The organism is Brenneria nigrifluens DSM 30175 = ATCC 13028 (genome assembly GCF_005484965.1).
GTDB classification, from domain to species: domain Bacteria; phylum Pseudomonadota; class Gammaproteobacteria; order Enterobacterales; family Enterobacteriaceae; genus Brenneria; species Brenneria nigrifluens.
Genome location: NZ_CP034036.1, coordinates 3,838,595 through 3,862,572, shown reverse-complemented (window position 1 = coordinate 3,862,572; position 23,978 = coordinate 3,838,595). Strand labels below are relative to the sequence as shown.

The 23,978-nt window shown below is 57.0% G+C and carries 21 protein-coding genes; 13 read left to right on the top strand and 8 right to left on the bottom strand.

Annotated elements, in window-relative coordinates:
• Positions 1–6: 6 nt before the first annotated feature.
• Both recN and nadK read right to left on the bottom strand, forming a co-directional pair.
• The gene (gene recN, locus EH206_RS18120) at positions 7–1,668 is read right to left on the bottom strand and encodes a DNA repair protein RecN (RefSeq protein ID WP_009114332.1); all 1,662 of its coding nucleotides are present in this window, start codon (positions 1,666–1,668) and stop codon (positions 7–9) included.
• 84 nt (positions 1,669–1,752) lie between these two features.
• The gene (nadK, locus tag EH206_RS18115; protein ID WP_009114331.1) at positions 1,753–2,631 is read right to left on the bottom strand and encodes an NAD(+) kinase; all 879 of its coding nucleotides are present in this window, start codon (positions 2,629–2,631) and stop codon (positions 1,753–1,755) included.
• Positions 2,632–2,763: 132 nt separating this feature from the next.
• Here nadK and grpE point away from each other — a divergent pair, with 132 nt between their 5' ends.
• The 4 genes from grpE (at position 2,764) to maeB (ending at position 7,937) form a co-directional block, all read left to right on the top strand.
• Complete coding sequence (grpE, locus tag EH206_RS18110) at positions 2,764–3,342, top strand: nucleotide exchange factor GrpE (protein WP_009114330.1); 579 nt, start codon at positions 2,764–2,766, stop codon at positions 3,340–3,342.
• Between the two features lie 224 nt (positions 3,343–3,566).
• The gene (locus EH206_RS18105) at positions 3,567–4,805 is read left to right on the top strand and encodes an Nramp family divalent metal transporter (protein WP_009114329.1); all 1,239 of its coding nucleotides are present in this window, start codon (positions 3,567–3,569) and stop codon (positions 4,803–4,805) included.
• 68 nt (positions 4,806–4,873) lie between these two features.
• Entirely contained in the window at positions 4,874–5,470 is a 597-nt protein-coding gene (gene nudK / locus EH206_RS18100) for a GDP-mannose pyrophosphatase NudK (protein WP_009114328.1), read from the top strand.
• A gap of 187 nt (positions 5,471–5,657) precedes the next feature.
• A complete protein-coding gene (maeB, locus tag EH206_RS18095) occupies positions 5,658–7,937 on the top strand; it encodes an NADP-dependent oxaloacetate-decarboxylating malate dehydrogenase (RefSeq protein WP_009114327.1) in 2,280 nt (759 codons plus the stop codon).
• A gap of 61 nt (positions 7,938–7,998) precedes the next feature.
• Here maeB and EH206_RS18090 read toward each other — a convergent pair whose 3' ends face one another.
• Both EH206_RS18090 and hemF read right to left on the bottom strand, forming a co-directional pair.
• A complete protein-coding gene (locus EH206_RS18090; protein ID WP_009114326.1) occupies positions 7,999–8,445 on the bottom strand; it encodes a YaiI/YqxD family protein in 447 nt (148 codons plus the stop codon).
• Complete coding sequence (hemF, locus tag EH206_RS18085; RefSeq protein ID WP_009114325.1) at positions 8,445–9,374, bottom strand: oxygen-dependent coproporphyrinogen oxidase; 930 nt, start codon at positions 9,372–9,374, stop codon at positions 8,445–8,447. Before hemF ends, EH206_RS18090 begins: the two co-directional genes overlap by 1 nt.
• Positions 9,375–9,560: 186 nt before the next feature.
• Here hemF and EH206_RS18080 point away from each other — a divergent pair, with 186 nt between their 5' ends.
• From EH206_RS18080 to cysM, 7 genes are all read left to right on the top strand, one after another.
• Complete coding sequence (locus EH206_RS18080) at positions 9,561–9,986, top strand: GNAT family acetyltransferase (protein ID WP_009114324.1); 426 nt, start codon at positions 9,561–9,563, stop codon at positions 9,984–9,986.
• Positions 9,987–10,160: 174 nt separating this feature from the next.
• On the top strand, positions 10,161–10,748 hold the full coding sequence (locus tag EH206_RS18075; RefSeq protein ID WP_009114323.1) for an RpoE-regulated lipoprotein: 588 nt from the start codon (positions 10,161–10,163) through the stop codon (positions 10,746–10,748).
• A 213-nt stretch (positions 10,749–10,961) separates the two neighbouring features.
• On the top strand, positions 10,962–11,861 hold the full coding sequence (locus tag EH206_RS18070; protein WP_009114322.1) for a Dyp-type peroxidase: 900 nt from the start codon (positions 10,962–10,964) through the stop codon (positions 11,859–11,861).
• A gap of 656 nt (positions 11,862–12,517) precedes the next feature.
• Complete coding sequence (locus EH206_RS18065; protein ID WP_009114321.1) at positions 12,518–13,546, top strand: sulfate ABC transporter substrate-binding protein; 1,029 nt, start codon at positions 12,518–12,520, stop codon at positions 13,544–13,546.
• A complete protein-coding gene (gene cysT / locus EH206_RS18060; protein WP_009114320.1) occupies positions 13,546–14,379 on the top strand; it encodes a sulfate/thiosulfate ABC transporter permease CysT in 834 nt (277 codons plus the stop codon). The genes EH206_RS18065 and cysT overlap by 1 nt, the downstream gene beginning before the upstream one ends.
• Complete coding sequence (cysW, locus tag EH206_RS18055; protein ID WP_009114319.1) at positions 14,380–15,270, top strand: sulfate/thiosulfate ABC transporter permease CysW; 891 nt, start codon at positions 14,380–14,382, stop codon at positions 15,268–15,270. It begins immediately after the preceding gene.
• A gap of 42 nt (positions 15,271–15,312) precedes the next feature.
• Positions 15,313–16,194, top strand: a complete 882-nt coding sequence (gene cysM / locus EH206_RS18050; RefSeq protein ID WP_009114318.1) for a cysteine synthase CysM — start codon at positions 15,313–15,315, stop codon at positions 16,192–16,194.
• 14 nt (positions 16,195–16,208) lie between these two features.
• Here cysM and EH206_RS18045 read toward each other — a convergent pair whose 3' ends face one another.
• Positions 16,209–18,161: a MacB family efflux pump subunit gene (locus EH206_RS18045; protein WP_009114317.1), complete on the bottom strand. Its 1,953-nt coding sequence runs from the start codon at positions 18,159–18,161 to the stop codon at positions 16,209–16,211.
• A gap of 2 nt (positions 18,162–18,163) precedes the next feature.
• Complete coding sequence (locus EH206_RS18040; RefSeq protein WP_009114316.1) at positions 18,164–19,363, bottom strand: efflux RND transporter periplasmic adaptor subunit; 1,200 nt, start codon at positions 19,361–19,363, stop codon at positions 18,164–18,166.
• Between the two features lie 185 nt (positions 19,364–19,548).
• Here EH206_RS18040 and EH206_RS18035 point away from each other — a divergent pair, with 185 nt between their 5' ends.
• Together EH206_RS18035 and EH206_RS18030 are read left to right on the top strand one after the other, a co-directional pair.
• On the top strand, positions 19,549–20,229 hold the full coding sequence (locus tag EH206_RS18035; protein ID WP_009114315.1) for a response regulator transcription factor: 681 nt from the start codon (positions 19,549–19,551) through the stop codon (positions 20,227–20,229).
• The gene (locus EH206_RS18030; protein WP_009114314.1) at positions 20,229–21,551 is read left to right on the top strand and encodes an ATP-binding protein; all 1,323 of its coding nucleotides are present in this window, start codon (positions 20,229–20,231) and stop codon (positions 21,549–21,551) included. The genes EH206_RS18035 and EH206_RS18030 overlap by 1 nt, the downstream gene beginning before the upstream one ends.
• Positions 21,552–21,662: 111 nt before the next feature.
• Here EH206_RS18030 and crr read toward each other — a convergent pair whose 3' ends face one another.
• Entirely contained in the window at positions 21,663–22,172 is a 510-nt protein-coding gene (gene crr, locus EH206_RS18025) for a PTS glucose transporter subunit IIA (RefSeq protein WP_009114313.1), read from the bottom strand.
• A gap of 39 nt (positions 22,173–22,211) precedes the next feature.
• Complete coding sequence (gene ptsI, locus EH206_RS18020) at positions 22,212–23,939, bottom strand: phosphoenolpyruvate-protein phosphotransferase PtsI (protein WP_009114312.1); 1,728 nt, start codon at positions 23,937–23,939, stop codon at positions 22,212–22,214.
• Positions 23,940–23,978: the final 39 nt, after the last annotated feature.

Below are 23,978 nucleotides of genomic sequence, written 5' to 3'. Positions count from 1 at the left end.
GTGGGTTTACGCGGCCAACAGTTCTTTGGCGTTCGCCAGGGTATTTTTGGTCACGGCGCTGCCGCCTAGCAGGCGCGCCAGTTCCTGTAACCGGGCGCGTTTGTCCAGCGGTTGCATCAGCGTTTCCGTTTCCGCGCCGTCGGTCTGTTTGCTGACGAAGAAGTGCTGATGACCGCAGCCCGCGACCTGAGGCAGGTGGGTGACGCACATCACCTGTGTCGATTCGCCGAGCTGGCGCAGCATTTTGCCGACAATCGCCGCGGTCGGGCCGCTGATCCCCACGTCGACCTCATCAAAGATCAGCGCCGGTGTATCCATTTTTCTCGCGGTAATAACTTGAATGATCAGCGCGATACGGGAAAGTTCCCCGCCTGACGCCACCTTGGACAACGGCTGATGCGGTTGGCCGGGATTGGTGGTGACGCAAAACTCAATGCTGTCCGCGCCGCTGGCCGTTAAATGCTCGGGGGTAAACTTTACCTCAATGGTGAAGCGCCCGTGCGGCATCGCCAGATCGTGCATATTGGCGGTGATGAGCTGAGCCAGTTCACCGGCGTGATGCTGCCGACGAACGTGCAATTGCTCGGCGATATGCAGCGCCTGTTGATGATATTCGCTTACGGCGCGACTCAGGGCGTGGTGATCGTTTTCCTGCTGATCCAGTAGCTGCTGCTCTTCCAATAGCTGTTGATGGAGTGTCGGCAACCCTTCCGGCGGCACATGATGTTTACGCGCCAGCGATAACTGGCGGGATAGCCGTTGCTCAAGTTCGTATAGCCGGATCGGATCGAGATCCATTTGTTCGCTGTAGTGGCGCAGCTCATCGTTGGCTTCGCTGATTTGGATCCCCGCTTCCTCCAGCATGGAAAGTACGCCGGACAGCTTATCGTCCATGGCGACCAACTCGCCGAGCCGATGCTTGACGCCGTGCAGCATGCCGAGCATGTTTTGCTCTTCGTCATCGCTGAGCAGCTGTAACGTCTGCTGGCTAAGCGCCAGTAGCTGTCCGCTGTTCGCCAGACGCTTGTACTCGGCGTCAATCTGTTCGTATTCGCCGGGCTGGGGGGCAAACTCGTTCAGCTCTTTCAACTGGTATTGCAGCAGCTCGCGTCGCGCCTCCCGCTCGATGGCGGCCTGCTGCAACTGCGCCAGCGCCCGGCAGCTCTGGTGCCACTGCTGCCAGATTTGCCGCATGGCGCCAAGCAACAGGGGTTCATCCGCGTAGGCATCCAGCAGATGTTTCTGGTGGTCGGGTCTGAGCAGTAATTGATGGGCGTGCTGGCCGTGCAGTTGAATCAGATGCTGGCCGAGTTCGCGCAGTTGCGAGAGCGGCACCGCGGTGCCGTTGATAAAACCGCGGGAGCGGCCGTCGGCGCCAATCACCCGGCGTAACAGACACTCATTGCCGTCATCCAACTGGTTTTGTTCCAGCCACCGGCGGGCGGCGAGCGTATCGGCCAGCGAGAAACGGGCGCAGATATCCGCGCGGGCGGCTTCCGGCCTTACCATGCTGGCGTCGGAACGGTTTCCCAGACACAGGCCGAGAGCATCAATCGCAATGGATTTACCGGCGCCGGTTTCCCCGGTGATGACGCTCATTCCTGACTGAAAATCTATTTCCAATTCGCGCACGATGGCGAAGTTACTGATAGTGAGTTGCGCCAGCATGATAATTTCCTGTATGTAATAACAAGGTGTAATTGCATACAGTATAAACTGGTTTTATATACAGTAAAGCAGTGAGTGAAAATTTTAGAATAATTTTTTAGACCAGCCGAGTTTTGTGCTTAATGTATTGAAGTAACTGTAATTTTCAGGATGTATCAGGTTAAGGCAGTATTCGCTGCGGCGAATCAGCACCTCTTCCTTTTGCTGTATCGGCAGTGAAATCTGGCTGTCGCAGCTGATCTCCAGATCGCTGGTGATATGGGAAAATTTTAACCGGATGGTGCTGCTGCTGTTGATGACCAGCGGCCGGGCCGAGAGCGTATGGGGAAACATCGGCACGATGGCGATGGCATCCAGCGAGGGCGTGAGGATCGGGCCGCCGCCGGATAGTGAATAGGCGGTAGAGCCGGTCGGCGTGGAGATAATCAGTCCGTCCGAACGTTGCGAGAAGGCAAAGTTGTTATCGATATAGACTTCAAATTCGATCATGTGCGCCACTTTGCCGGGATGCAGCACCACTTCATTAATGGCGGTGCTAATGCTGCTGGGCTGATCGGCACGGCAGATATGCGCTTCCAGCATAAAGCGGCGTTCGCTCAGATAACGGCCGTTCAATACTTCGGATAACTGCTGCTGCGCGTGGTCGGGATCCAGATCGGTCAGGAATCCGAGATTGCCGCGGTTAACGCCGATAACCTGAATGTCATAGCGCGATAATACCCGCGCCGCCCCCAGCATATTGCCGTCGCCGCCAACCACTACCGCCAGATCGGCCTGTTGCCCGATATCGGCCAGGCTGGCGGTACGGGCATCCTTCAGGTTCAGATCGCGGGCGATCTGCTGTTCAATCAATACCGAATAACCTTTGCCGGTCAGCCAATGATAGAGCATTTCGTGGGTCGCCAGCGCGGTGGGATGGCGCGGGTGGCCGACTATGCCAATGCAATTAAACGGTTTATTCATTGCTGTCGTTATCCTCAGCGTGATGTGCCCGGAGCGGGTTGCAGCCAATATGTGACTGATTCCCTTGAATCCCCGGTTTTGATCCCCATAATAAGCAACTAGCGGGATTAATGCTAAAACGCGGAGAATTTCATGAGTAGTAAAGAACAGAATACGCCCGACGAGCAAGTCTTGGATCAAACGGAGACGGCAAAAGGGCAACAAGCGGAAGCCGAGTCGGGCTCGACCGACCCGCGTGATGAGCGTATCGCCGAGTTGACGGCGCAATTGAACGAGCTGCAACAGCGTGAGCGCGATAATGTACTGCGCGCCCGCGCCGAAGCCGACAATATCCGTCGCCGGGCGGAAATGGACGTCGAAAAGGCGCATAAGTTCGCCGTCGAGAAGTTCGCCAGCGAAATGTTGCCGGTGATTGACAACCTTGAACGTGCGCTGGATACGGCTGATAAATCCAACGAGGCGCTGGCGCCGGTGATTGAAGGCGTCGAACTGACGCTCAAATCGCTGCTGGATGCGGTGCGCAAGTTCGGTATCGAAGTGATTGAAGAGGTTAACGTTCCCTTTAACCCGGAAGTCCACCAGGCGATGACGATGCTGGAATCAGCCGATCATCAGCCTAATCACGTAATGCTGGTGATGCAAAAAGGCTACACGTTGAACGGACGTTTGCTGCGCCCGGCGATGGTGGCGGTATCTAAAGCGAAAGAGTGATTGGGTTTTATTCAATTTACCTTGCTGCAAACCCCATGCTCCGGCGTGGGGTTTTTTGTTTATACTGTATTAATGTTGATTGATATAAAAAGGTGTTTTTTATTTTCTGTATGAATCATCATCTTAGGCTATCAGAAGAATCGGCACTGCCGCTATAAATGCGCTTGATAATCATTATCGTTTATGTAAGGGTAGTAAAACAACAGCGTTAGAAGGGGCATATTATGCCGGATAGCCGTGTCGTCGAGTCAGCCAGCCGTAGATCGAGAAAGATAAAGCTTTCTTTGATGGGACCGGCCTTTATCGCGGCGATCGGTTACATCGATCCGGGTAACTTTGCGACCAATATCCAGTCCGGCGCCGCCTATGGCTATACCCTGCTGTGGGTGGTGGTCTGGGCCAATATCATGGCGATGCTGATCCAATTGCTGTCGGCCAAGCTGGGAATCGCCACCGGTAAAAACCTGGCTGAACTGATTCGCGATCGTTTTCCGCGGCCCGTGGTCTGGGCCTACTGGGTGCAAGCGGAGATTATCGCCATGGCCACCGATCTGGCTGAATTTATCGGGGCGGCCATCGGTTTTAAACTGCTGCTGGGGGTCTCTCTGCTTGAGGGCGCCATCCTGACCGGTATCGCCACCTTTCTGATTCTCATGCTGCAAAGTCGCGGGCAGAAGCCGCTGGAAATGGTGATTGGCGGCCTGTTGCTGTTTGTGGCGGCGGCCTACATCGTCGAGCTGGTATTTTCGCGTCCGGAAATGGCGGCGCTGGCCAAAGGGATGGCGCTCCCCAGCCTGCCGACGTCCGACGCCGTCTTTCTGGCGGCGGGCGTGCTGGGCGCAACCATCATGCCTCATGTTATTTACCTGCATTCTTCCCTGACGCAGCGCGAGGGTAAACATACCCGCGCGCAACGTTATGCGGCAACTAAAGTGGACGTGGCGATAGCCATGACGATAGCCGGGTTCGTCAATCTGGCGATGATGGCGACGGCCGCCGCGGCGTTCCATTTTAGCGGCAATCAGGATATTGCCGATCTGGATCGCGCCTATCTGACGCTGGAACCGTTATTGGGCCAGGCGGCGGCGACCATTTTCGGCCTGAGCCTGGTGGCGGCGGGACTCTCCTCGACCGTGGTCGGCACGCTGGCCGGGCAGGTGGTGATGCAGGGTTTTGTTCATTTCCATATTCCGCTGTGGGTTCGGCGTACCGTGACCATGCTACCCTCCTTTGTCGTTATCTGGTCGGGGATGGATCCCACCCGGGTGCTGGTGCTGAGCCAGGTGGTGCTGAGCTTCGGTATCGCGCTGGCGCTGGTTCCTTTGCTCTCATTTACCGGTAACCGGGAATTAATGGGGAGCATGGTAAACGGCCGTCTGGTGCAAAATAGCGGAAAAGCGATTGTTTTTATTGTCGTGGCGCTCAATGCTTATCTGCTCGTCAGTACGGCTTTCGGGCTATGACGCTACGTGCATTCCGCTACGTAGCGTCTTATCATCGGACACTGATTCTTCCTTGTTAGGGTTCCGTTATGTCGTCGCCAATTACCATTATCGAAAAGAAACTGTTGTCCGACCACTGGTTTATTCTTCATAAATATATCTATGATTTAAAAAGAAAAAACGGCGGCGTGGTACGCCAGATCCGCGAAGTGTACGACCGCGGAGACGGGGCGACCATCCTGATGTATAACCGCGAGAAGGGCACCGTCATTCTGACGCGCCAGTTCCGTATTCCCACCTATCTGAATGGCAATGAAAGCGGCATGCTGCTGGAAGCCTGCGCCGGTTTGCTGGACGACCATTCCCCCGAAGAGTGCATTCGCAACGAGGCGGTAGAGGAAACCGGCTATACGATCGGCAAGGTCGAAAAGCTGTTTGACGCCTATATGTCGCCCGGCGGCGTGACGGAACGGGTGCACTTCTTTGCCGCCGAGTACGATGAATCCCTGCGGGAAAACGCCGGAGGGGGCGTAGAGGATGAAGATATCGAGGTGCTGGAACTGCCTTTCGCGCAGGCGATGGACATGGTGAAAGACGGCCGTATCAAGGACGCGAAAACCATTATGCTGTTGCAGCATGCCTATATTGAGGGCTGGTTCGCCGAATGGGGAGTCGCCGGACGTTAACCGGCGGCATGAGCGACAACCCGCGTCGGCGGCAAAATCGAGTTGTAAATTAATTATATTAATTATATTAAGCGAAATTAAATCCCGCTTTTTGCCGCCCTTCAAAGTTTAACAAACCACACACATTATACTGGCCCCTTGTAATCTCATTAATTCTCCATAATGAAAATAGGTAAAGGGTGTAACAATGGACGATCAATTGAAACAGAGCGCATTGGATTTTCATCAGTTTCCGGTTCCAGGGAAAATTCAGGTTTCGCCGACGAAACCGTTGGCTACCCAGCGCGATCTGGCGCTGGCCTATTCTCCCGGCGTCGCGGCCCCTTGTCTTGAAATTGCCGAGGATCCGCTGGCCGCCTATAAATATACCGCGCGCGGGAATCTGGTGGCGGTGATCTCCAACGGCACCGCCGTGCTCGGCCTCGGTAATATCGGGGCGCTGGCCGGCAAGCCGGTGATGGAAGGCAAGGGCGTTCTATTTAAGAAGTTCTCCGGTATTGATGTATTCGATATTGAAGTGGACGAATTGGATCCAGATAAATTGATCGACGTTGTCGCCGCGCTGGAGCCGACGTTTGGCGGCATCAATCTGGAAGATATCAAGGCGCCGGAATGCTTCTATATTGAGAAAAAACTGCGTGAGCGCATGAAAATCCCGGTGTTCCACGACGACCAGCACGGCACCGCCATTATCTGTACCGCCGCGGTGCTGAACGGTCTGCGCGTGGTGGAGAAAAACATTTCCGATGTGCGTCTGGTGGTTTCCGGCGCCGGCGCGGCATCCATTGCCTGTCTGAATCTGCTGGTGGCGCTGGGACTTCAGAAACATAACATTGTCGTCTGTGATTCGCGCGGGGTGATTTATCAAGGCCGCGATGAAAATATGGAAGAAACCAAAGCGGCCTACGCCATTGAGGATAACGGCACGCGCAAGCTGGCGGACGTGATCCCCGACGCCGATATTTTCCTCGGCTGTTCCGGTCCGGGGGTATTGACGTCGGAGATGGTGAAAACCATGGCGCCGCGCCCGCTGATCCTGGCGCTGGCCAACCCTGAGCCGGAAATCCTGCCGCCGCTGGCGAAAGAAGTGCGCCCGGACGCCATTATCTGCACCGGCCGTTCGGACTATCCGAATCAGGTGAACAATGTGCTGTGTTTCCCGTTCATCTTCCGCGGCGCGCTGGATGTGGGCGCCACCACCATCAATGAAGAGATGAAGCTGGCGTGTGTGCATGCCATCGCCAATCTGGCGCTGGCGGAACAGAGCGAAGTGGTGGCTTCCGCCTATGGCGATCAGGACCTGTCGTTCGGGCCGGAGTATCTGATTCCGAAACCGTTCGATCCGCGTCTGATTATCAAAATCGCGCCGGCGGTGGCGAAAGCGGCGATGGAGTCCGGCGTGGCGACGCGGCCGATCGAGGATTTCGACGCCTATATCGAGAAACTCACCCAGTTCGTCTATAAAACCAACCTGTTTATGAAGCCGATTTTCTCCCAGGCGCGTCAGCAGCCGCGCCGCGTGGTGCTGGCCGAAGGGGAAGATCCGCGCGTACTGCATGCGACGCAGGAACTGGTGACCCTGGGGCTGGCGTTCCCGATATTGATCGGCCGCCCGAACGTTATCGAAATGCGTTTGCAGAAGCTGGGCCTGCAACTGACCATCGGCAAAGATTTTGAGGTGGTGAATAACGAATCCGACCCGCGCTTCAAAGAGTACTGGAGCGAATATTTCGAGATCATGAAGCGCCGCGGCATATCGCAGGAAAAGGCGCAGCGCGAGGTTATCGGCAATCCGACCCTGATCGGTTCCATTATGGTGCTGCGCGGCGAGGCGGATGCGCTGATCTGCGGCACCATCGGCACCTACGAAGAGCATTTCGACGTGGTGGAGAGAGTGTTCGGCTACCGCGAGGGCGTGCACGTGGCCGGCGCGATGAACGCGCTGATGCTGCCGAGCGGGAATACGTTTATTGCCGATACCTACGTCAACTCCGATCCTACGCCGGAGCAACTGGCCGAAATTACTCTGATGGCGGCGGACACCGTGCGTCGTTTCGGCATTGAGCCGAAGGTCGCCCTGTTGTCGCATTCGAGCTTCGGCACTTCTGATTCGCCCACCGCGCAGAAAATGCGCGCCACCCTGGCGCTGGTGAACAAACTGGCGCCGGAGCTGGAAGTCGACGGCGAGATGCACGGCGACGCCGCGCTGGTGGAAGCGATCCGCCGCGAGCAGATGCCGGACAGCCCGCTGAAAGGGTCGGCCAATATCCTGATTATGCCGAATATGGAAGCGGCGCGTATCAGCTATAACCTGCTGCGCGTGTCGTCCTCGGAAGGCGTAACGGTCGGGCCGGTGCTGATGGGCGTGTCCAAACCAGTGCATATCCTGACGCCTATCGCCTCGGTGCGCCGTATCGTCAACATGGTGGCGCTGGCGGTGGTTGAGGCGCAAACCCAGCCGCTGTAATCTGCCTGAGCTAAAAAAGCCCGCGGGAGTATGCGCTCCGGCGGGCTTTTTTTATCTTGCCTTAGGTGGCTTGCCGCAGCCATTTATCCAGCTCGTTGGCGAACTGCTGGCGGTCGCGCTGATTGAGGGTCGCGGGCCCGCCGGTTTGTATGCCGCTGGCGCGCATGGTATCCATAAAATCGCGCATATTCAGCCGTTCGCGGATGGTGTCCGGGGTATATCGCTCGCCGCGCGGATTCAGCGCCACGCCGCCTTTTTCGATCACTTCCGCCGCCAGCGGGATATCGCTGGTGACCACCAGGTCGCCCGCTTCAACCCGGCGCACGATTTCGTTATCCGCGACGTCAAAACCGGCGGCCACGCGCAGAGTGCGGATAAAGCGCGACGGCGGTACTTTTAATGCTTGATTGGCCACCAGGGTGGTTTGCGTCGCCGTTCTTTCCGCGGCGCGGAACAGCACCTCTTTGATCACGTTGGGGCAGGCGTCGGCATCGACCCAAATCTGCATTACTCGGTTACTCCGCTGTTGTTGTCGTCAAGCCAATCCCTGACGGGTAAAAAGTCCCGGTACAGCGCTGCTTCCGGGCTGTCGGGTTGTGGTTGATACTGATATTCCCAGCGCGCCAGCGGCGGCATGGACATTAAAATCGACTCGGTGCGCCCGCCGCTTTGCAGCCCGAACAGCGTACCGCGATCCCATACCAGATTGAACTCCACATAGCGCCCGCGGCGATAAAGCTGAAATTCGCGCTCGCGCTCGCCCCACGGCAGGTTTTTGCGCCGCTCGACAATCGGCAGATAGGCCGGCGCAAATCCGTTGCCGACGGCGCGGATAAAGGCGAAGCAGGTCGCGAAATCGGGCGTATTCAGATCGTCGAAGAACAAGCCGCCGATGCCCCGGGCTTCGTTACGGTGCCTGAGATAAAAATAGTCGTCGCACCATTTCTTATAGCGCGGATAAACGTCCGCGCCGAAAGGCCGGCACAGATCGCGCGCGGTCTGATGCCAGTGCACCGCGTCTTCCCTGAAACCATAAAACGGCGTCAAATCGAAGCCGCCGCCGAACCACCATACCGCTTCTTCGCCCGGTTTTTCGGCAATGAAAAAGCGTACGTTGGCGTGAGCGGTGGGAACGTAGGGATTTTGCGGATGAATAACCAGCGAGACGCCCATCGCCTGATAGCTGCGTCCTGCCAGTTCGGGGCGGTGCGCGCTGGCTGACGGCGGCAATGCGCCGCCGGTGACGTGGGAAAAGTTGACGCCGGCGCGTTCGAATACCTTTCCGCCGGATAATATCCGGCTGCGTCCGCCGCCGCCTTCCGCGCGCGGCCAGAGGTCTTCATCAAAGTTCGCGGCGCCATCCGCGGCGGCGAGCTGTCGGCAGAGATCGTCCTGCAACGCGCGCAGAAAGGATGTTACCGCCTGAATGTTCGGCATAGGCTAACGTTCTCGTGTCCTGGGTCGCTAAAGGCGCTCAGTATAACGATTATTGCCGCCTAATAAATAATATCCCCGTCGCTGAACTTACCGGGGAATTTCCATGGCCCATGCGCAATTTGATATTGCGTCTGACAAAAATCACGCGATAATCAGACCTTACCTAATTGCACAGTGGTAAACGTGATGGAAATCCGCATATTCCGGCAAGATGACTTTGAAGAAGTGATCACCCTTTGGGAACGCTGCGATTTGCTGCGCCCGTGGAACGATCCCGAAATGGACATTGAACGCAAGCTGAACCACGGTGCCGATCTGTTTCTGGTGGCGGAAGTCGGCGGCGAAGTGGTCGGCTCCGTTATGGGCGGCTATGACGGCCATCGCGGCTCGGCCTATTATCTCGGCGTGCATCCGGATTTCCGCGGCCGGGGCATCGCCAATGCGCTGATCAGCCGCCTGGAGAAGAAACTCATCGCCCGCGGCTGCCCCAAAATCAACCTGATGGTGCGTGAAGATAACGACGCGGTGATCGGCATGTATGAAAAGCTGGATTATGAAATCGCCGACATCGTCACGCTGGGAAAACGGCTGATTGAGGATCAGGAGTACTGATCCGCTGCCCGATGCGCATCTTCTTATCAATGGCCCAGGGTGACTGGGCCTTCCCGCATTATTAAGCCCGATTATCCGCCGTTGTACGGCACTTTCCGGCGCTCTTGTACTCCAATCCACATCGGAATATAACGGCTGGAAAGCAAGGCCGCCCAATATTGAGGAGTAAATATCATGAGATTTCGCCCGCTGTTGCTGGGATTACCGCTGATACTGGCCGGTTGCGGTTCCACGTCTGGTTTTTCCTGGTCCAGCCTGTCGCCGTTTAACTGGTTCGGCTCTTCGCTTCAGGTGTCGGACGCCGGCGTCGGCGATATCAATGCCGGAACGCCATTGTCCGAACCGGTGTTGCACAAAGCGCTGAACGGCAATTATCGCCTGCGCAGCGGAATGGGCACGGCAAACGGTCAACTGGTGGCGTTTTATCAGGCGCTGGACGGCAAAGAGGTGAAGCTGACGATCAGCGGACAGCCGAATAGCAACGTCCGGAAAGTGGAAGTGATGGATGCGGCCATCGACAGCGCGTGGGGCGTGAAGATCGGCGATGCCTTCAGCGACTCATACAGCAAGGCGTTCGGCGCATGTCAGCCGGGGCAGGGCGACGATGCGCAAAGCGTCGAATGTGCGGCGCCGCAGAGCAAACACGTCAGCTACCTGTTTTCCGGCGACTGGAACGGCCCTGAAGGGTTGATGCCTCCTGACGATATCCTCAAAACATGGCGGGTGAGCAAGATCGTCTGGCATGCGCAGGCCCGCGACTGATCGCCTTGCCGGTGTCGCATCAGCGGCAGCAAGGGTTCCCGGTCAAAAAACGATCTCCATAAGGCGCGAAGGTGGCGTCTGTGACGATTTTGCGTTTAAGCAAAGTAAAAACCTCATTTCTTCCGGTATGATAGCGATGCTGCGCGGACGGAATCGCAGCTAATTCCATCATAAATAACAACAAAGAAGCATGCTTAGATTGAGGAAGCACAGATGACACCTATTCAGAGCGGTATTTTGCCGGAGCATCGCCGTTTTGCCATTTTTATGGAAGCCATGGTCCAGGGGGAATTTGATGCCATCAGGCAGGGATGCAAAAAGTTTTGTCAGGCATTGATCGAACTGCAACAGCAATTTCCCGATGCCGGCCTGGGCGCGGTGCTGGCGTTTGGCAGCGACGTGTGGCGCGATCTGGATTGCCGGAATTCCGCGCGGCAACTCAAGTCTTTTACGCCGTTAGGCAAAGGGCTGGCGCCCGCCACCCAGCGCGACCTGCTGATTCATATCCAGTCATTACGCCACGACGTGAATTTCAGCCTGGCGCAGGCGGCGCTGGCCGCTTTTGGCGGCGCCATCCATGTGGAAGAGGAAATTCACGGCTTCCGCGGGGTTGAGGACCGCGATCTGAGCGGTTTTGTCGACGGGACGGAAAACCCGCAGGGCGATGCCCGCCGCGGCGTAGCGATCATTCCCGACGACCAGCCGGATGCCGGGGGCAGCTATGTCTTTACCCAGCGCTGGGAGCACAATCTCAAGCAGTGGCAGCGCTTTAGCGTTGAACAGCAACAGCAGATTATCGGCCGCACCAAGCAGGATAACGAAGAGCTTTCTTCCGAACAGCGTCCGGTTACCTCGCACGTCAGCCGCGTTGATTTAAAAGAAGACGGCGAGGGGTTGAAGATTCTGCGCCAGAGCCTGCCCTACGGCACGGCCAGCGGCAAGCACGGGCTTTATTTCATCGCCTACTGCGCCAGCCTGCACAATATCGAGCAGCAGCTGCTGAGCATGTTTGGCGAACGGGACGGCAAACGGGACGATATGCTGCGTTTCACCCGCGCGGTGAGCGGCAGCTACTTCTTCGCCCCGTCGCTGGAGCGCCTGCTGGCGCTGTAATCCCGGCCCAGTCGCTCCCGCAGGCGATTTGTTTTTTTAAGGTTTTCCTTCGCGTAAAAAATCGCGCTGAGGTGGGCGTGACCGCCGGGTGAGCGGCACGGACGCCGCGAAAGCCAGTGCCGCGCCGGACAAAAACGCGGGGAGCGTTTTTGAACAGCACTTGTGCTGGCCCGTTAGGGCGAGTCCCATGGATGGGACGAGTATCCCGCGTCAATGGCGGCCCGACCAGCGGTCACGAACGCCGAAGGCATCGCGTAGCGACGACACCATTTTGCAACGCAAAATGGAACAACGCTTGCGTTGGCCCGTAGGGTGAACCCCAACGGGGTTCATCATTTCGCGAAAAGCCCGGGGTCATGGGGCGGCGGCGCCTGAGCCGCCCCATGTCGGGCGCGTGCTTCGACGGTCGCAGAAATCGACTGAGGTTAGTGCGCACGAAACCCTCACTGCGCTTACAGACATTCCTTTCCCTGAGTTGTGGGGACCCTCCGGGCCGTCGCAAGCGACGTTAAAAATTGCTCCCGGCAATTTTTTATGCGTTTTGGTGCTTAAAAATCCCGAAATATTCTATATAAATTGCCTGGCCCGACCCCAACCTGCACATACACTGGTCTCTTAAAAAACGATTCCGACAATAACTCTGGCAGGAAAAAATGATGAATAAAAAACCGATAACAAACTGGTTGGTAAAGGGTTCTCTGGCGCTGTCATTACTGTTGGGCGGGCAGGGATATGTCTCCGCCACCGAGATTTTAAACAGTTCCTATGATGTTTCCCGGGAGCTGTTCGCCGCGTTAAATCCGGGGTTTGAAAAGCAGTGGCTGGCGCAGCACCCGAACGATCCGCTGACCATCAAGCAATCCCATGCCGGTTCCTCCAAACAGGCGCTGGCTATTCTGCAAGGACTGAAAGCGGATGTGGTCACTTACAATCAGGTGACCGACGTGCAGATCCTGCACGATCGCGGGCAGTTGATCCCCGCCGACTGGCAGAGCCGCTTACCGAATAACAGCTCTCCGTTCTACTCGACCATGGCTTTTCTGGTGCGTAAAGGTAATCCGAAAGGAATTCATGACTGGAGCGATCTGGTGCGCGACGACGTTAAGCTGATTTTCCCTAACCCCAAAACGTCCGGCAACGCCCGTTACACCTATCTGGCGGCCTGGGGCGCCACCAGTCAGGCCAACGGCGGGGATGAGGCGAAAACCCGCGACTGGATAAAACGTTTTCTGGCCAATGTGGCGGTGTTTGATACCGGCGGCCGCGGCGCGACCACCACCTTTGTCGAGCGTCAGCTCGGCGATGTGCTGATCAGCTTTGAGTCGGAGGTGAATAATATTCGCCAGCAGTACGGCGTGGAGAACTATGAGGTTATCGTGCCGAAGGTGAATGTGCGCGCCGAATTCCCGGTAGCCTGGATCGACAAGAACGTTGCCGGCAACGGCACCGAGCAGGCGGCCAAGGAATATTTGAATTACCTCTACAGCCCGGAAGCGCAGCAGATAATCGCCGATTTTTACTATCGGGTGAACAACCCGGCGCTGATGCAAACGCTGCAATCCCGTTTTCCCGCTACCAAACTGTTCCAGGTGGAAGATCAGTTCGGCCCCTGGCCGCAAGTGATGAAAACCCATTTTGAAACCGGCGGCGAGCTGGATAAATTGCTGGCGGCCGGTCGCCAATAATGCCTTCCGTAGCAAGTAAGCGGGTGCTGCCGGGATTCGCGCTGAGTCTGGGCAGCAGTTTGCTGTTTATCTGTTTGATTCTGTTATTACCGCTGAGCGCGCTGGCGATGCAACTGGCGGATATGAGCTGGGCGCGGTATTGGGCGGTGATCTCCTATCCGCAGGTTGTCGCCGCCTATAAAGTTACCTTGTTGTCGGCGGGGGTCGCCACGCTATTCAATGCCGGCTTCGGCCTGCTGATGGCCTGGATCCTGACGCGTTATCGCTTTCCCGGACGCGCGCTGCTGGACGGCCTGATGGATTTGCCCTTTGCGCTGCCCACCGCCGTGGCCGGGCTGACGCTGGCCGCGCTGTTTTCAACCACAGGCTGGTATGGAGCCTGGCTGGCGGAATACGGCATCAAGGTCGCCTATACCTGGCTGGGGATTACGGTGGCGATGGCGTTCACCAGCATTCCTTTTGTGGTGCGCACCGTGCAGCCGGTGCTGGAGGATCTCGGGCCGGAATATGAAGAGGCGGCGCAAACGCTGGGGGCGAATCGCTGGCAGTGCTTTCGCTACGTGATTCTACCGGAATTGACCCCGGCGCTGTTAACCGGCACCGCGCTGTCGCTGGCCCGCAGTCTGGGGGAGTTCGGCGCCGTCATTTTTATTGCCGGCAATATGGCCTGGCAGACGGAGGTGATCTCTCTGATGATCTTTATGCGTCTCCAGGAGTTTGATTTTCCGGCCGCCAGCGCGATTGCCTCCGTGGTGCTGGCGGCCTCTTTGCTGCTATTGTTCGCCATCAACGTAGTGCAAAACCGTTTTGGCCAGCGAACCCGGAGCGTTTAAATGGCCGATCTTTCCACCGTGACTCAGCAACCGAAGCGTCCCGCCCGCCCGTCGCGCAACTGGGGAAAATGGGCGCTGATTACGCTGGGGGCGATATTATCGCTGATTATGCTGGTCATTCCGCTGCTATCGATTTTCGCCGCCGCTTTCTCGCAGGGGGTCGGCGGCGTATGGCGTAACCTGAGCGATCCCGACATGCTGCATGCGATAGGCCTCACGCTGCTGGTGGTGGCGATCGCCGTGCCGGTCAATCTGGTATTCGGCACGCTGCTGGCCTGGCTGGTGACGCGCTTTCAGTTTCCGGGGCGGCAGCTGTTGCTGACGCTGATCGACATCCCCTTCGCCGTTTCGCCGGTGGTGGCCGGCCTGCTGTATCTGTTATTTTACAGCACCAACGGGGCGGTCGGCGGCTGGCTGGATGCGCATGGGGTGCAACTGATGTTCGCCTGGCCGGGTATCGCCCTGGTCTCCATCTTTGTTACCTGCCCGTTTATGGTCAGGGAACTGGTGCCGGTGATGATGAATCAGGGCAGCCAGGAGGAGGAAGCCGCGGTGCTGCTCGGCGCGTCGGGCTGGCAAATGTTCTGCAAGGTGACGCTGCCGAATATCCGCTGGGCGCTGCTGTATGGCGTGGTATTGACCAATGCGCGGGCTATCGGCGAATTTGGCGCGGTGTCGGTGGTTTCAGGGGCGATCCGCGGCGAAACCTACACCTTGCCGTTGCAGGTGGAACTGCTGCATCAGGACTATAACACCGTCGGCGCCTTTACCGCCGCGGCGTTACTCACGGTGATGGCGATACTGACGCTGTTCGTCAAAAGCGCGTTACAGTGGCGCGTTGCCCGGCAGCTGGCGCGCGGGCGGGAAAATCGTCCGCCCGATCAACATTAACGTTTACCGCCGATGATGGGGTTTTTTTTTAGGGTTTAACTCGTGACGACGCTTGAACATTGTATTGGTAATACGCCGCTGGTGAAATTGCAGCGTTTGACGCAGGGAACGGACAGCGAGGTGTGGCTGAAACTGGAAGGGAACAATCCGGCCGGGTCGGTAAAAGATCGCGCGGCGCTGTCGATGATCCATCAGGCGGAGCTGCGCGGGGAGATTACTCCGGGCGACACGCTGATTGAGGCGACCAGCGGCAACACCGGGATTGCGCTGGCGATGATCGCGGCGGCCAAGGGCTACCGGCTGAAGCTGCTGATGCCGGAAAACATGAGCCACGAGCGCCAGGCGGCGATGCGCGCCTACGGCGCGGAGCTGGTGTTGGTCAGCCGGGAGGCGGGCATGGAGGGCGCGCGCGATGTGGCGCGAGCAATGGCGCTGGCCGGCGAGGGCAAAAACCTCGATCAGTTTAATAACCCGGATAATTCCCTCGCCCATTTTTTGACTACCGGACCGGAAATCTGGCGGCAGACGTCAGGTAAATTAACGCATTTTGTCTCCAGCATGGGCACCACCGGCACCATTTCCGGCGTCAGCCGTTACCTGAAAGCGCAGCGCGGCGAGATTGTCACGGTGGGGATGCAGCCCGCCGCAGGCAGCCATATTCCCGGCATCCGCCGCTGGGCGGCGGACTATATGCCGGGCATTTTCCGCGCCGACCTGGTGGACCGCACGTTGGATGTGTCTCAGGCGGAGGCGGAAGAAACGCTGCGTCGGCTGGCGCGCCGGGAAGGTATTTTCTGCGGCGTCAGCTCCGGCGGCGCGGTAGCGGGCGCGCTGCGCCTTGCGGCGCAAAATCCCGGCAGCCTGATCGTGGCGATCGCCTGCGACCGCGGCGATCGCTATTTATCCACCGGCGTGTTTGATTAGGCCGGACGGCGCCGCTACTCCCGCTCCAGCGCGTGGATCGGTTCCATTTGCGCCGCGCGCCGCGCCGGGAAGAAGCCGAAGATGATGCCGATCAGGCTGGCGCACAGGAAGGCGGCGATAATCGACCCGCTGGAGTAAACCATGGTGAAGTTGGTGCTGAATTCGGCGAATACCACCCCCACCGCCAGCGACAGCATCACCCCCAGCGTTCCGCCGAACAGGCAGACCAGCACCGCTTCAATCAAAAACTGTTGCATGATGTCGCTGGTTCTGGCGCCGACCGCCATGCGTACGCCAATTTCCCGCGTTCGCTCGGTGACGGAAACCAGCATGATGTTCATTACGCCGATGCCGCCGACCAGCAGCGAGATCAGGGCGATCATGGAGACCAGCAACGTCATGGTGGAGGTGGTTTTCTCAATGGTCTGGCGAATGCTGTCGGTGTTCATGACAAAAAAGTCTTTGGTGCCATGGCGCTGCGTCAGCACTTGGGTAATGCCCTGTTCGGCGACGCTCAGATCGACGTCGTCGTTTACCCGCACGGTAATGCTTTTCAGATATGACTGGCCTATCATGCGCTTCATCGCCGTGGTATAGGGCACCCAGACGTTCAGGTTTTCATCGCTGCCGAATCCGGACTGGCTTTTACTGACGACGCCGATAATCCGGCTCGGCATCGAGTCGAGTAAAATCACCTGACCGATGGGATCCTCGCCGTTGGCGAAGAGCTTATCGCGGGTGTTTTTATCAATGACGGCGTCCTGCACCAGGTTGGTCACGCTGCTGGCCGGGAAGGTGATGCCCTGGTCAAGCTGGTAACCGCGTACGGTAAAGAACTGTTCGCCGACCCCGGTGACGTTCGCCGAAACGGCGATATTGCGGTAGCGCAGCGTGATGCTGGTGGATACCGAAGGGGTGACGCTATGCACATAAGGCTGCTGGGCCAGCGGCGAAATATCGGTGGCGCGCAGCGTCTGAATCGCGCTGGAGCGCATGTCCCCGAAGTCTTTGCCGGGGAAAATCTCCAGCGTACTGGTGCCCATGGCGCTGATATTCGCCAGCACCTGCTGCTGCGAGCCTTTTCCCAAGGCCACCACGGACACCACCGACGCGATGCCGATAATGATCCCCAGCATGGTCAGAAAGGTTCTCATGCGCTGCGCATTCATCGCCAGCAGGGCCATTTTAAACGCATCGATAAAGCGGTCCCTGGCCTGATTAAGCGCTGATATCGCCGCCGGCGGCGCGACGGGCAAAGGCGGGGGCGGCGTCGGTGATGATTTTACCTGGCGATCGGCGATGATCTCGCCGTCGCGGATCTCGATAATGCGCTGGGCAAACTCCGCGATTTGCATATCATGGGTCACAATCACCACCGTGTGCCCCTGGGCGTGCAGATCGTTAAGGATGCCGAGGACATCATTGCCGCTGTGGGTATCCAGCGCGCCGGTGGGCTCGTCGGCTAGTATGACGCTGCCGCCGTTCATCAGCGCCCGGGCGATGCTGACCCGCTGCTGCTGCCCGCCGGAAAGCTGGCTGGGGCGGTAGTTCAGCCGTTCCTCCAGCCCCAGCCGGCCCAGCAGCTCCGCCGCCCTTTGCCGCCGCGCCTGACGCGCTTTCCCCGCATAGATGGCGGGAACCTCCACGTTGCCCAGCGCGGAGAGATCGCCCAGCAGATGGTAGCGCTGGAAGATAAAACCGAAATTTTCGCGGCGCAGCTGCGCCAGCCGGTCGCCGCTTAGCGTGCGCACCGACTGGCCGGCGACCTGATAGTCGCCGTCCGACGGTTTATCCAGACACCCCAGTATGTTCATCAGCGTCGATTTTCCCGATCCCGACGCGCCCACAATGGCGACCATTTCCCCGCTGTCGATGGTCAAATTGATATCTTTCAGCACCGTAACGGTTTGTTCGCCGTTAATAAAACGGCGGGTGACGTTATGCAGCGCGAGTAAGGGTTGCGACATGATTACAGCCCCATAGGCGGGCCGGGTCGGCGCGTGGTCGTGGTATTGCCCGACTGCCGGCTGACGATAACGTGCTCGCCTACGCTGACGCCGGCGCGCAGTTGGGTATATACGTTATCGTTAAGACCGACGGTGACCGCTCTGGATTCAATTTTCCCCTGGCGGTTGACCACCTGAACATAGTGGATGCCGTCCTGGTGGGTTAAGGCGGTGGCGGGAACCACTATCGCGTTTTTGACGGATGACAGCAGGATGTAGACCTGCGCGGTCATGGAGATGCGCAATACCCCGTCGGCGTTATTGACGTCGAACAGGCCGTTGTAATAGATGGCGCTGCTGGACGAGGTACTGCTGGTGCTGCTGGAAGATGACGAGGAGGTGGTGTCGTCGTCAATCGAGTCCGGGGCGGGTTCAATGTCGCGCAGCGTTGCCTGATAGCGCCGCTCGGGTTCGCCGAGGATGCTGAACCATACCGGCATGCCGGTCTTGATTTTAACGATGTCCGCTTCGGATATCTGCGCCTTGATGGTCATGGTATTCAGATTGGCGACCTTGGCGATGGTGGGGGTGCTTTGCGCCGCGTTGACCGTTTGCCCCGCCTCCACCGGCAGCGAAACGATGGTGCCGTCCATGGGGGAAAGAATTTTGGTATAGCCCAGATTGACCTGGGCGGTGTTCACGGCAATCTGCGCCTGAACGATTTGCGCGTCCAGGGCGTCAATATCGGCTTTTGTCGCATCCAGCGTCGCTTTGGCGCTGTCGTAATCCGCCTGGGCGCCGACGCCGCGTTTCATCAGCATCTGCTGCCGCTGCCACGCGAGTTGGTCATTGCGCAGCGTGGCGAGCTTGGCGGCCCGTTGCGCCTGTACGTTTTTCAAGGCGGCTTCGCTGTTTTTCAACGCGTTCTGCTGGGTCAGATCGTCAATTTCCGCCAGCAACTGCCCTTGGGTGACGTTATCTCCCAGCGCCACGTGCAGCGCTTTTATCTGCCCCGAGACCTGCGCGCCGACGCTAACCTGCTTTTGCGCCTCAATGGTGCCGTCCGCCAGAACCGTTTCTTCCATATCGCGCGCTTCAGCGGTCGCGGTGATGTAGTTTACGCCTGGATCGGATGGCGATAAAAACAGATAAACCAGCACGGCGGCAAGCACAACGCCAACCGCCACGGTAATGTTACGGGTTGTCATGAATCGTAATGGCATCAGGAGAATGCGTCCTTAAATCTGCAGCGGGGCAAGGATAAAAAACAGCAACGGGTAATTTACTCCGAGTATGACAAGGAATGGGTAATCTTTAGTCAAAGAAAGGGTAAGGATTGCGTAAATTAGGCTGCTAAAATCAGTGTCAAGCCTGAGAATGCAACGATATCCGTGAATGGAGACAGAGTATGAAAATTTTACTGGTCGATGACGACGTGGAACTGGGCAATATGCTTTGCGAATATCTGAACGCCGAAGGGTTTGCGACATCCAGGGTACTGACCGGCAAAGAGGGGATCGATGGCGCGATGTCGGGGGAATACACCGCGATTATCCTGGATATCATGCTGCCGGACATGAGCGGTATCGACGTCTTGCGGCAGATAAGAAAAAACCAGCAGTTGCCGGTGATTATGCTCACGGCCAAGGGCGACAATATCGACCGCGTTATCGGGCTGGAAATGGGCGCCGATGATTACATGCCGAAACCCTGTTACCCGCGTGAACTGGTGGCCCGGCTTAGGGCGGTGCTGCGCCGTTATGACGACCGGCCGAGTAAAAAGCTGGATGAGAGCATAGCTTCATACGGCGAGCTGGTGCTTAATCCGTCGACCCGCAGCAGCGAGTGGCGGGGGCAGCCTTTCGATCTCACCGCATCGGAGTTCAATTTACTGGAGTTGCTGCTCCGTTCACCGGAACGGGTGGTATCAAAAGATGAGCTTTCGGAAAAGTGCCTCGGACGCCGCCGCGAGGCCTACGATCGCAGCGTGGACGTGCACGTCAGCAATATCCGCCAGAAGCTCGGCGCGCTGGATGGCAACGAACTGACCATTGAAACGGTGCGCAGCGTGGGATATCGGATTCGTTAATGATGATACGCGGGCGGCTGTTCTGGACGATATTACTGGGGTTCTGGCTGACGTTTATCGTAATGTCTCAACTCCTATGGCTGGCGTTTTCCTTGTACGGCGAGCGGCATAAGCCGCTGGAAGAGGAGGTGGTCACGCGTATTGCAACCATGCAGACGACCACTGCCGCCGCGGCGTTGCAACTGGGAGGATTAGCTGAGCTGAACCGCGTAATGGCGCAATGGCCGGAAAAAGAGCGACGCTATCTCGCGGTAACCTCGTTATCGCCGTCATTGCCCGATGGGGAGATTGCGGCGCCTAAAGGCGAACCGCCGGACGTTCATCCGCTAAAGCAGGTGAGCGGGCCGGAGGGAGAGCGGTATCAGATCGGTTTTAATGTCAATCAGCTGCGTGACGAGTTCCGTCCCAACCGGCCGCTGTTGATTCTCAATATTCCCTCCCCGTTGTTCTGGATCGCCGGTCTGGGCGGGCTGCTTTTCAGCTGGCTGTTGGCATGGCATCTGGTGTGGCCGCTTAATCAGCTGCGCGGCGGTTTCGAGCGCGTGGCGCAGGGCGATCTTGCGGTGCGTCTGCTGCCGGCGATGCGCAAACGGCATGATGAAATCAGCGAGGTGGCGCGTGACTTCGACTCGATGGTCGAACGGTTGGAGATATTGGTCAGCACCAGAGAACAGCTGCTGCACGATGTTTCCCACGAGTTGCGTTCTCCTCTGGCCCGGCTGCAGCTGGCTATCGGGTTGGCGCGCCAGAACGCCGGCAATACGGAAAGCTCGCTATCGCGCATAGAGCGCGAGGCGGCCCGTATGGACAAGATGATTGGCGAACTGCTGGCATTATCACGCACACAAAATGCCGATGTTGACGAAGAGTATTTTGATTTGCTGGGGCTGGTAACCGCGGTGGTCAACGATGCGCGCTATGAGGCGCAGGTTCCCGGCGTTGAAATTCTGCTGCAGGCGGATGACGGCATCGATCACACCGTGAAGGGCAATGCCGAACTGATGCGTCGGGCGATCGACAATATTGTGCGTAATGCGTTGCGTTTTTCCTCACGGGCGCAGCAGGTTCAGGTTTCACTGAGCGGCGACGAGCATGAATGGACTATCCGCGTGGCCGATCAGGGGCCCGGCGTAGAGAAAAGTAAGCTATCCAGCATTTTTGATCCCTTTATCCGCATTAAATCACCGCTTTCCGGCAAAGGATACGGGTTGGGGTTGGCTATCGCCCGTAGAGTGGTGCAGGCGCACGGCGGGCATATTGAAGCGGAAAACGGGGCGCAGGGCGGGCTGGTTATCTGTCTGCTTATTCCGCGCTGGAAATAACGCAGGCGAGTCTTTCAACGTCGCTTGCGGCGGCCTGAAAGGTGGCGTGCCCGCCATAAAAAAACGGCGCCCTTGTGAACGCCGTTTTCAAACCATCGAAGACGATATGGTTTATTTCTTAATACGGATAACCGGCGTTTCACCCACAACTACGGTGCCGTTCAGCTTAATCAATTCCTTGATTTCATCCATATTGGAGATAACCACAGGGGTCAGAGTGGACTTGGCTTTCTCTTCCAGCAAAGGCAGATCGAACTCGATAATCAGATCGCCTTTCTTGACGCGCTGGCCTTCTTCGGCGATGCGTTTGAAACCCTCGCCTTTCAGTTCGACGGTATCGATACCAAAGTGAACGAATAATTCGATACCGCTATCGGATTCGATAGAAAAAGCATGGTTGGTTTCAAAGATTTTACCGATAGTGCCATCTACCGGAGCGACGATTTTGTTACCCGTAGGTTTAATGGCAATACCGTCGCCGACGATTTTTTCAGCAAATACGACATCCGGCACATCTTCAATATTGACGATTTCGCCGGACAACGGGGCAATGATTTCGATGTTGCCGGTGTCTTTTTTGTCATCAGAAACCAGAGATTTCAATTTATCGAACAAACCCATGATCTTCTCCTAAGCATTAATATTGGGCCAGCATGTGGATCAGCAGAGCGTTTTTTCTTTAATGAATCGGCTCACCAGGTTACTCAACTCTTGTGCTGTCGGTTGGGATAACGCCTGTTCCGCCAGCGCCTTCGCATCCCCGTAATTTGCGTTACGGATAATTTTCTTGATGCTCGGGATAGAGATTGCACTCATGCTGAATTCGTCCAGACCCATTCCCAATAACAGTAGTGTAGCACGTTCGTCACCAGCGAGCTCACCACACATTCCTGTCCATTTACCTTCGGCATGGGATGCGTCAATCACCTGTTTAATCAGGGTCAATACTGCTGGGGACATCGGGTTGTAGAGATGAGAAATCAGCTCATTACCGCGATCAACTGCCAGAGTATACTGAGTTAAGTCATTTGTCCCAATACTAAAGAAGTCAACTTCTTTCGCCAGATGATGAGCAATGGCCGCCGCCGCCGGCGTTTCAACCATTACGCCCACTTCGATGGACTCATCAAAGGCTTTGCCTTCTTCCCGCAACTGCGCTTTCAGTATCTCCAGTTCCGCTTTCAGTTCGCGAACTTCTTCAACGGAGATGATCATGGGGAACATGATGCGAAGTTTGCCGAAACTGGAAGCTCGCAGGATGGCGCGCAGCTGGGCGTGAAGGATCTCTTTGCGATCCAGACAGATACGGATCGCCCGCCAGCCCAGAAAAGGATTCTCTTCCTTTGGCAGATTCATATAAGGCAGATCTTTATCGCCGCCGATATCCATCGTACGGACGATCACCGCCTGAGCGCCAACGGCTTCGGCAACGGCTTTATAGGCCTGGAACTGCTCTTCCTCTGTCGGCAGGGCATCACGATCCATAAACAGGAATTCAGTACGGTACAGACCAACGCCTTCGGCGCCGTTACGTTCGGCGCCGCCGACATCGCGCACGGTTCCGATATTGGCGCAAACCTCTACCTGATGGCCGTCCAGCGTGACGGCGGGCAGATCCTTCAGTTTGGCGAGTTCGTGCTTTTCAGTGAGGTATTGCTGCTGAACGGCTTTTAATTCATCGATAACTTCAGCGGAGGGGTTCTGGTAGATTTTGTTATTTACCGCATCCAGAATCAGATAATCGCCGTTTTTAACCTGTTTGGTGACGTCCGTGGTGCCGACAATCGCCGGTAATTCCAGCGAGCGGGCCATGATGGAGGTATGGGACGTACGGCCGCCGATATCGGTAATAAAGCCCAGCACCTTGTCCAGATTGAGCTGCGCGGTTTCGGAGGGGGTCAGGTCGGTGGCGACCAGAATGACTTCTTCTTCGATATCGCCCAGATCGACGATGTTCATATCAAGAATGTTTTTCAGCAGGCGTTTGCCGATATCGCGCATGTCCGCGGCGCGTTCTTTCAGATATTCATCGTCAAGCTCTTCCAACGCCTTCGCCTGGTTTTCAATCACTGAAAATGCGGCGGCGTCGGCGGAAGCGTGTTCTTCTTTAATCAGGGCTATGATTTCCTGCTCGAACTCTTCATCTTCGAGCAACATGATGTGGCCTTCGAAGATGGCTTCTTTCTCTGCGCCCAGCGTTTTACCCGCTTTGTTCTTGATGGCTTCCAGCTGTTTTGCGGCCTTGGCCCGACCAGTCAGAAAACGTTCAACTTCGTGCTCTACTTGATCCGCAGAGATTTTTTTCCGGTTGATGACTATTTCATCATCTTTTAGTAATAGCGCCTTACCAAAAGCGATACCCGGTGATACTAATATGCCTGAAATCATAACCCTACCTTACTCGATTCTGATGTTCACTAAAAAAGC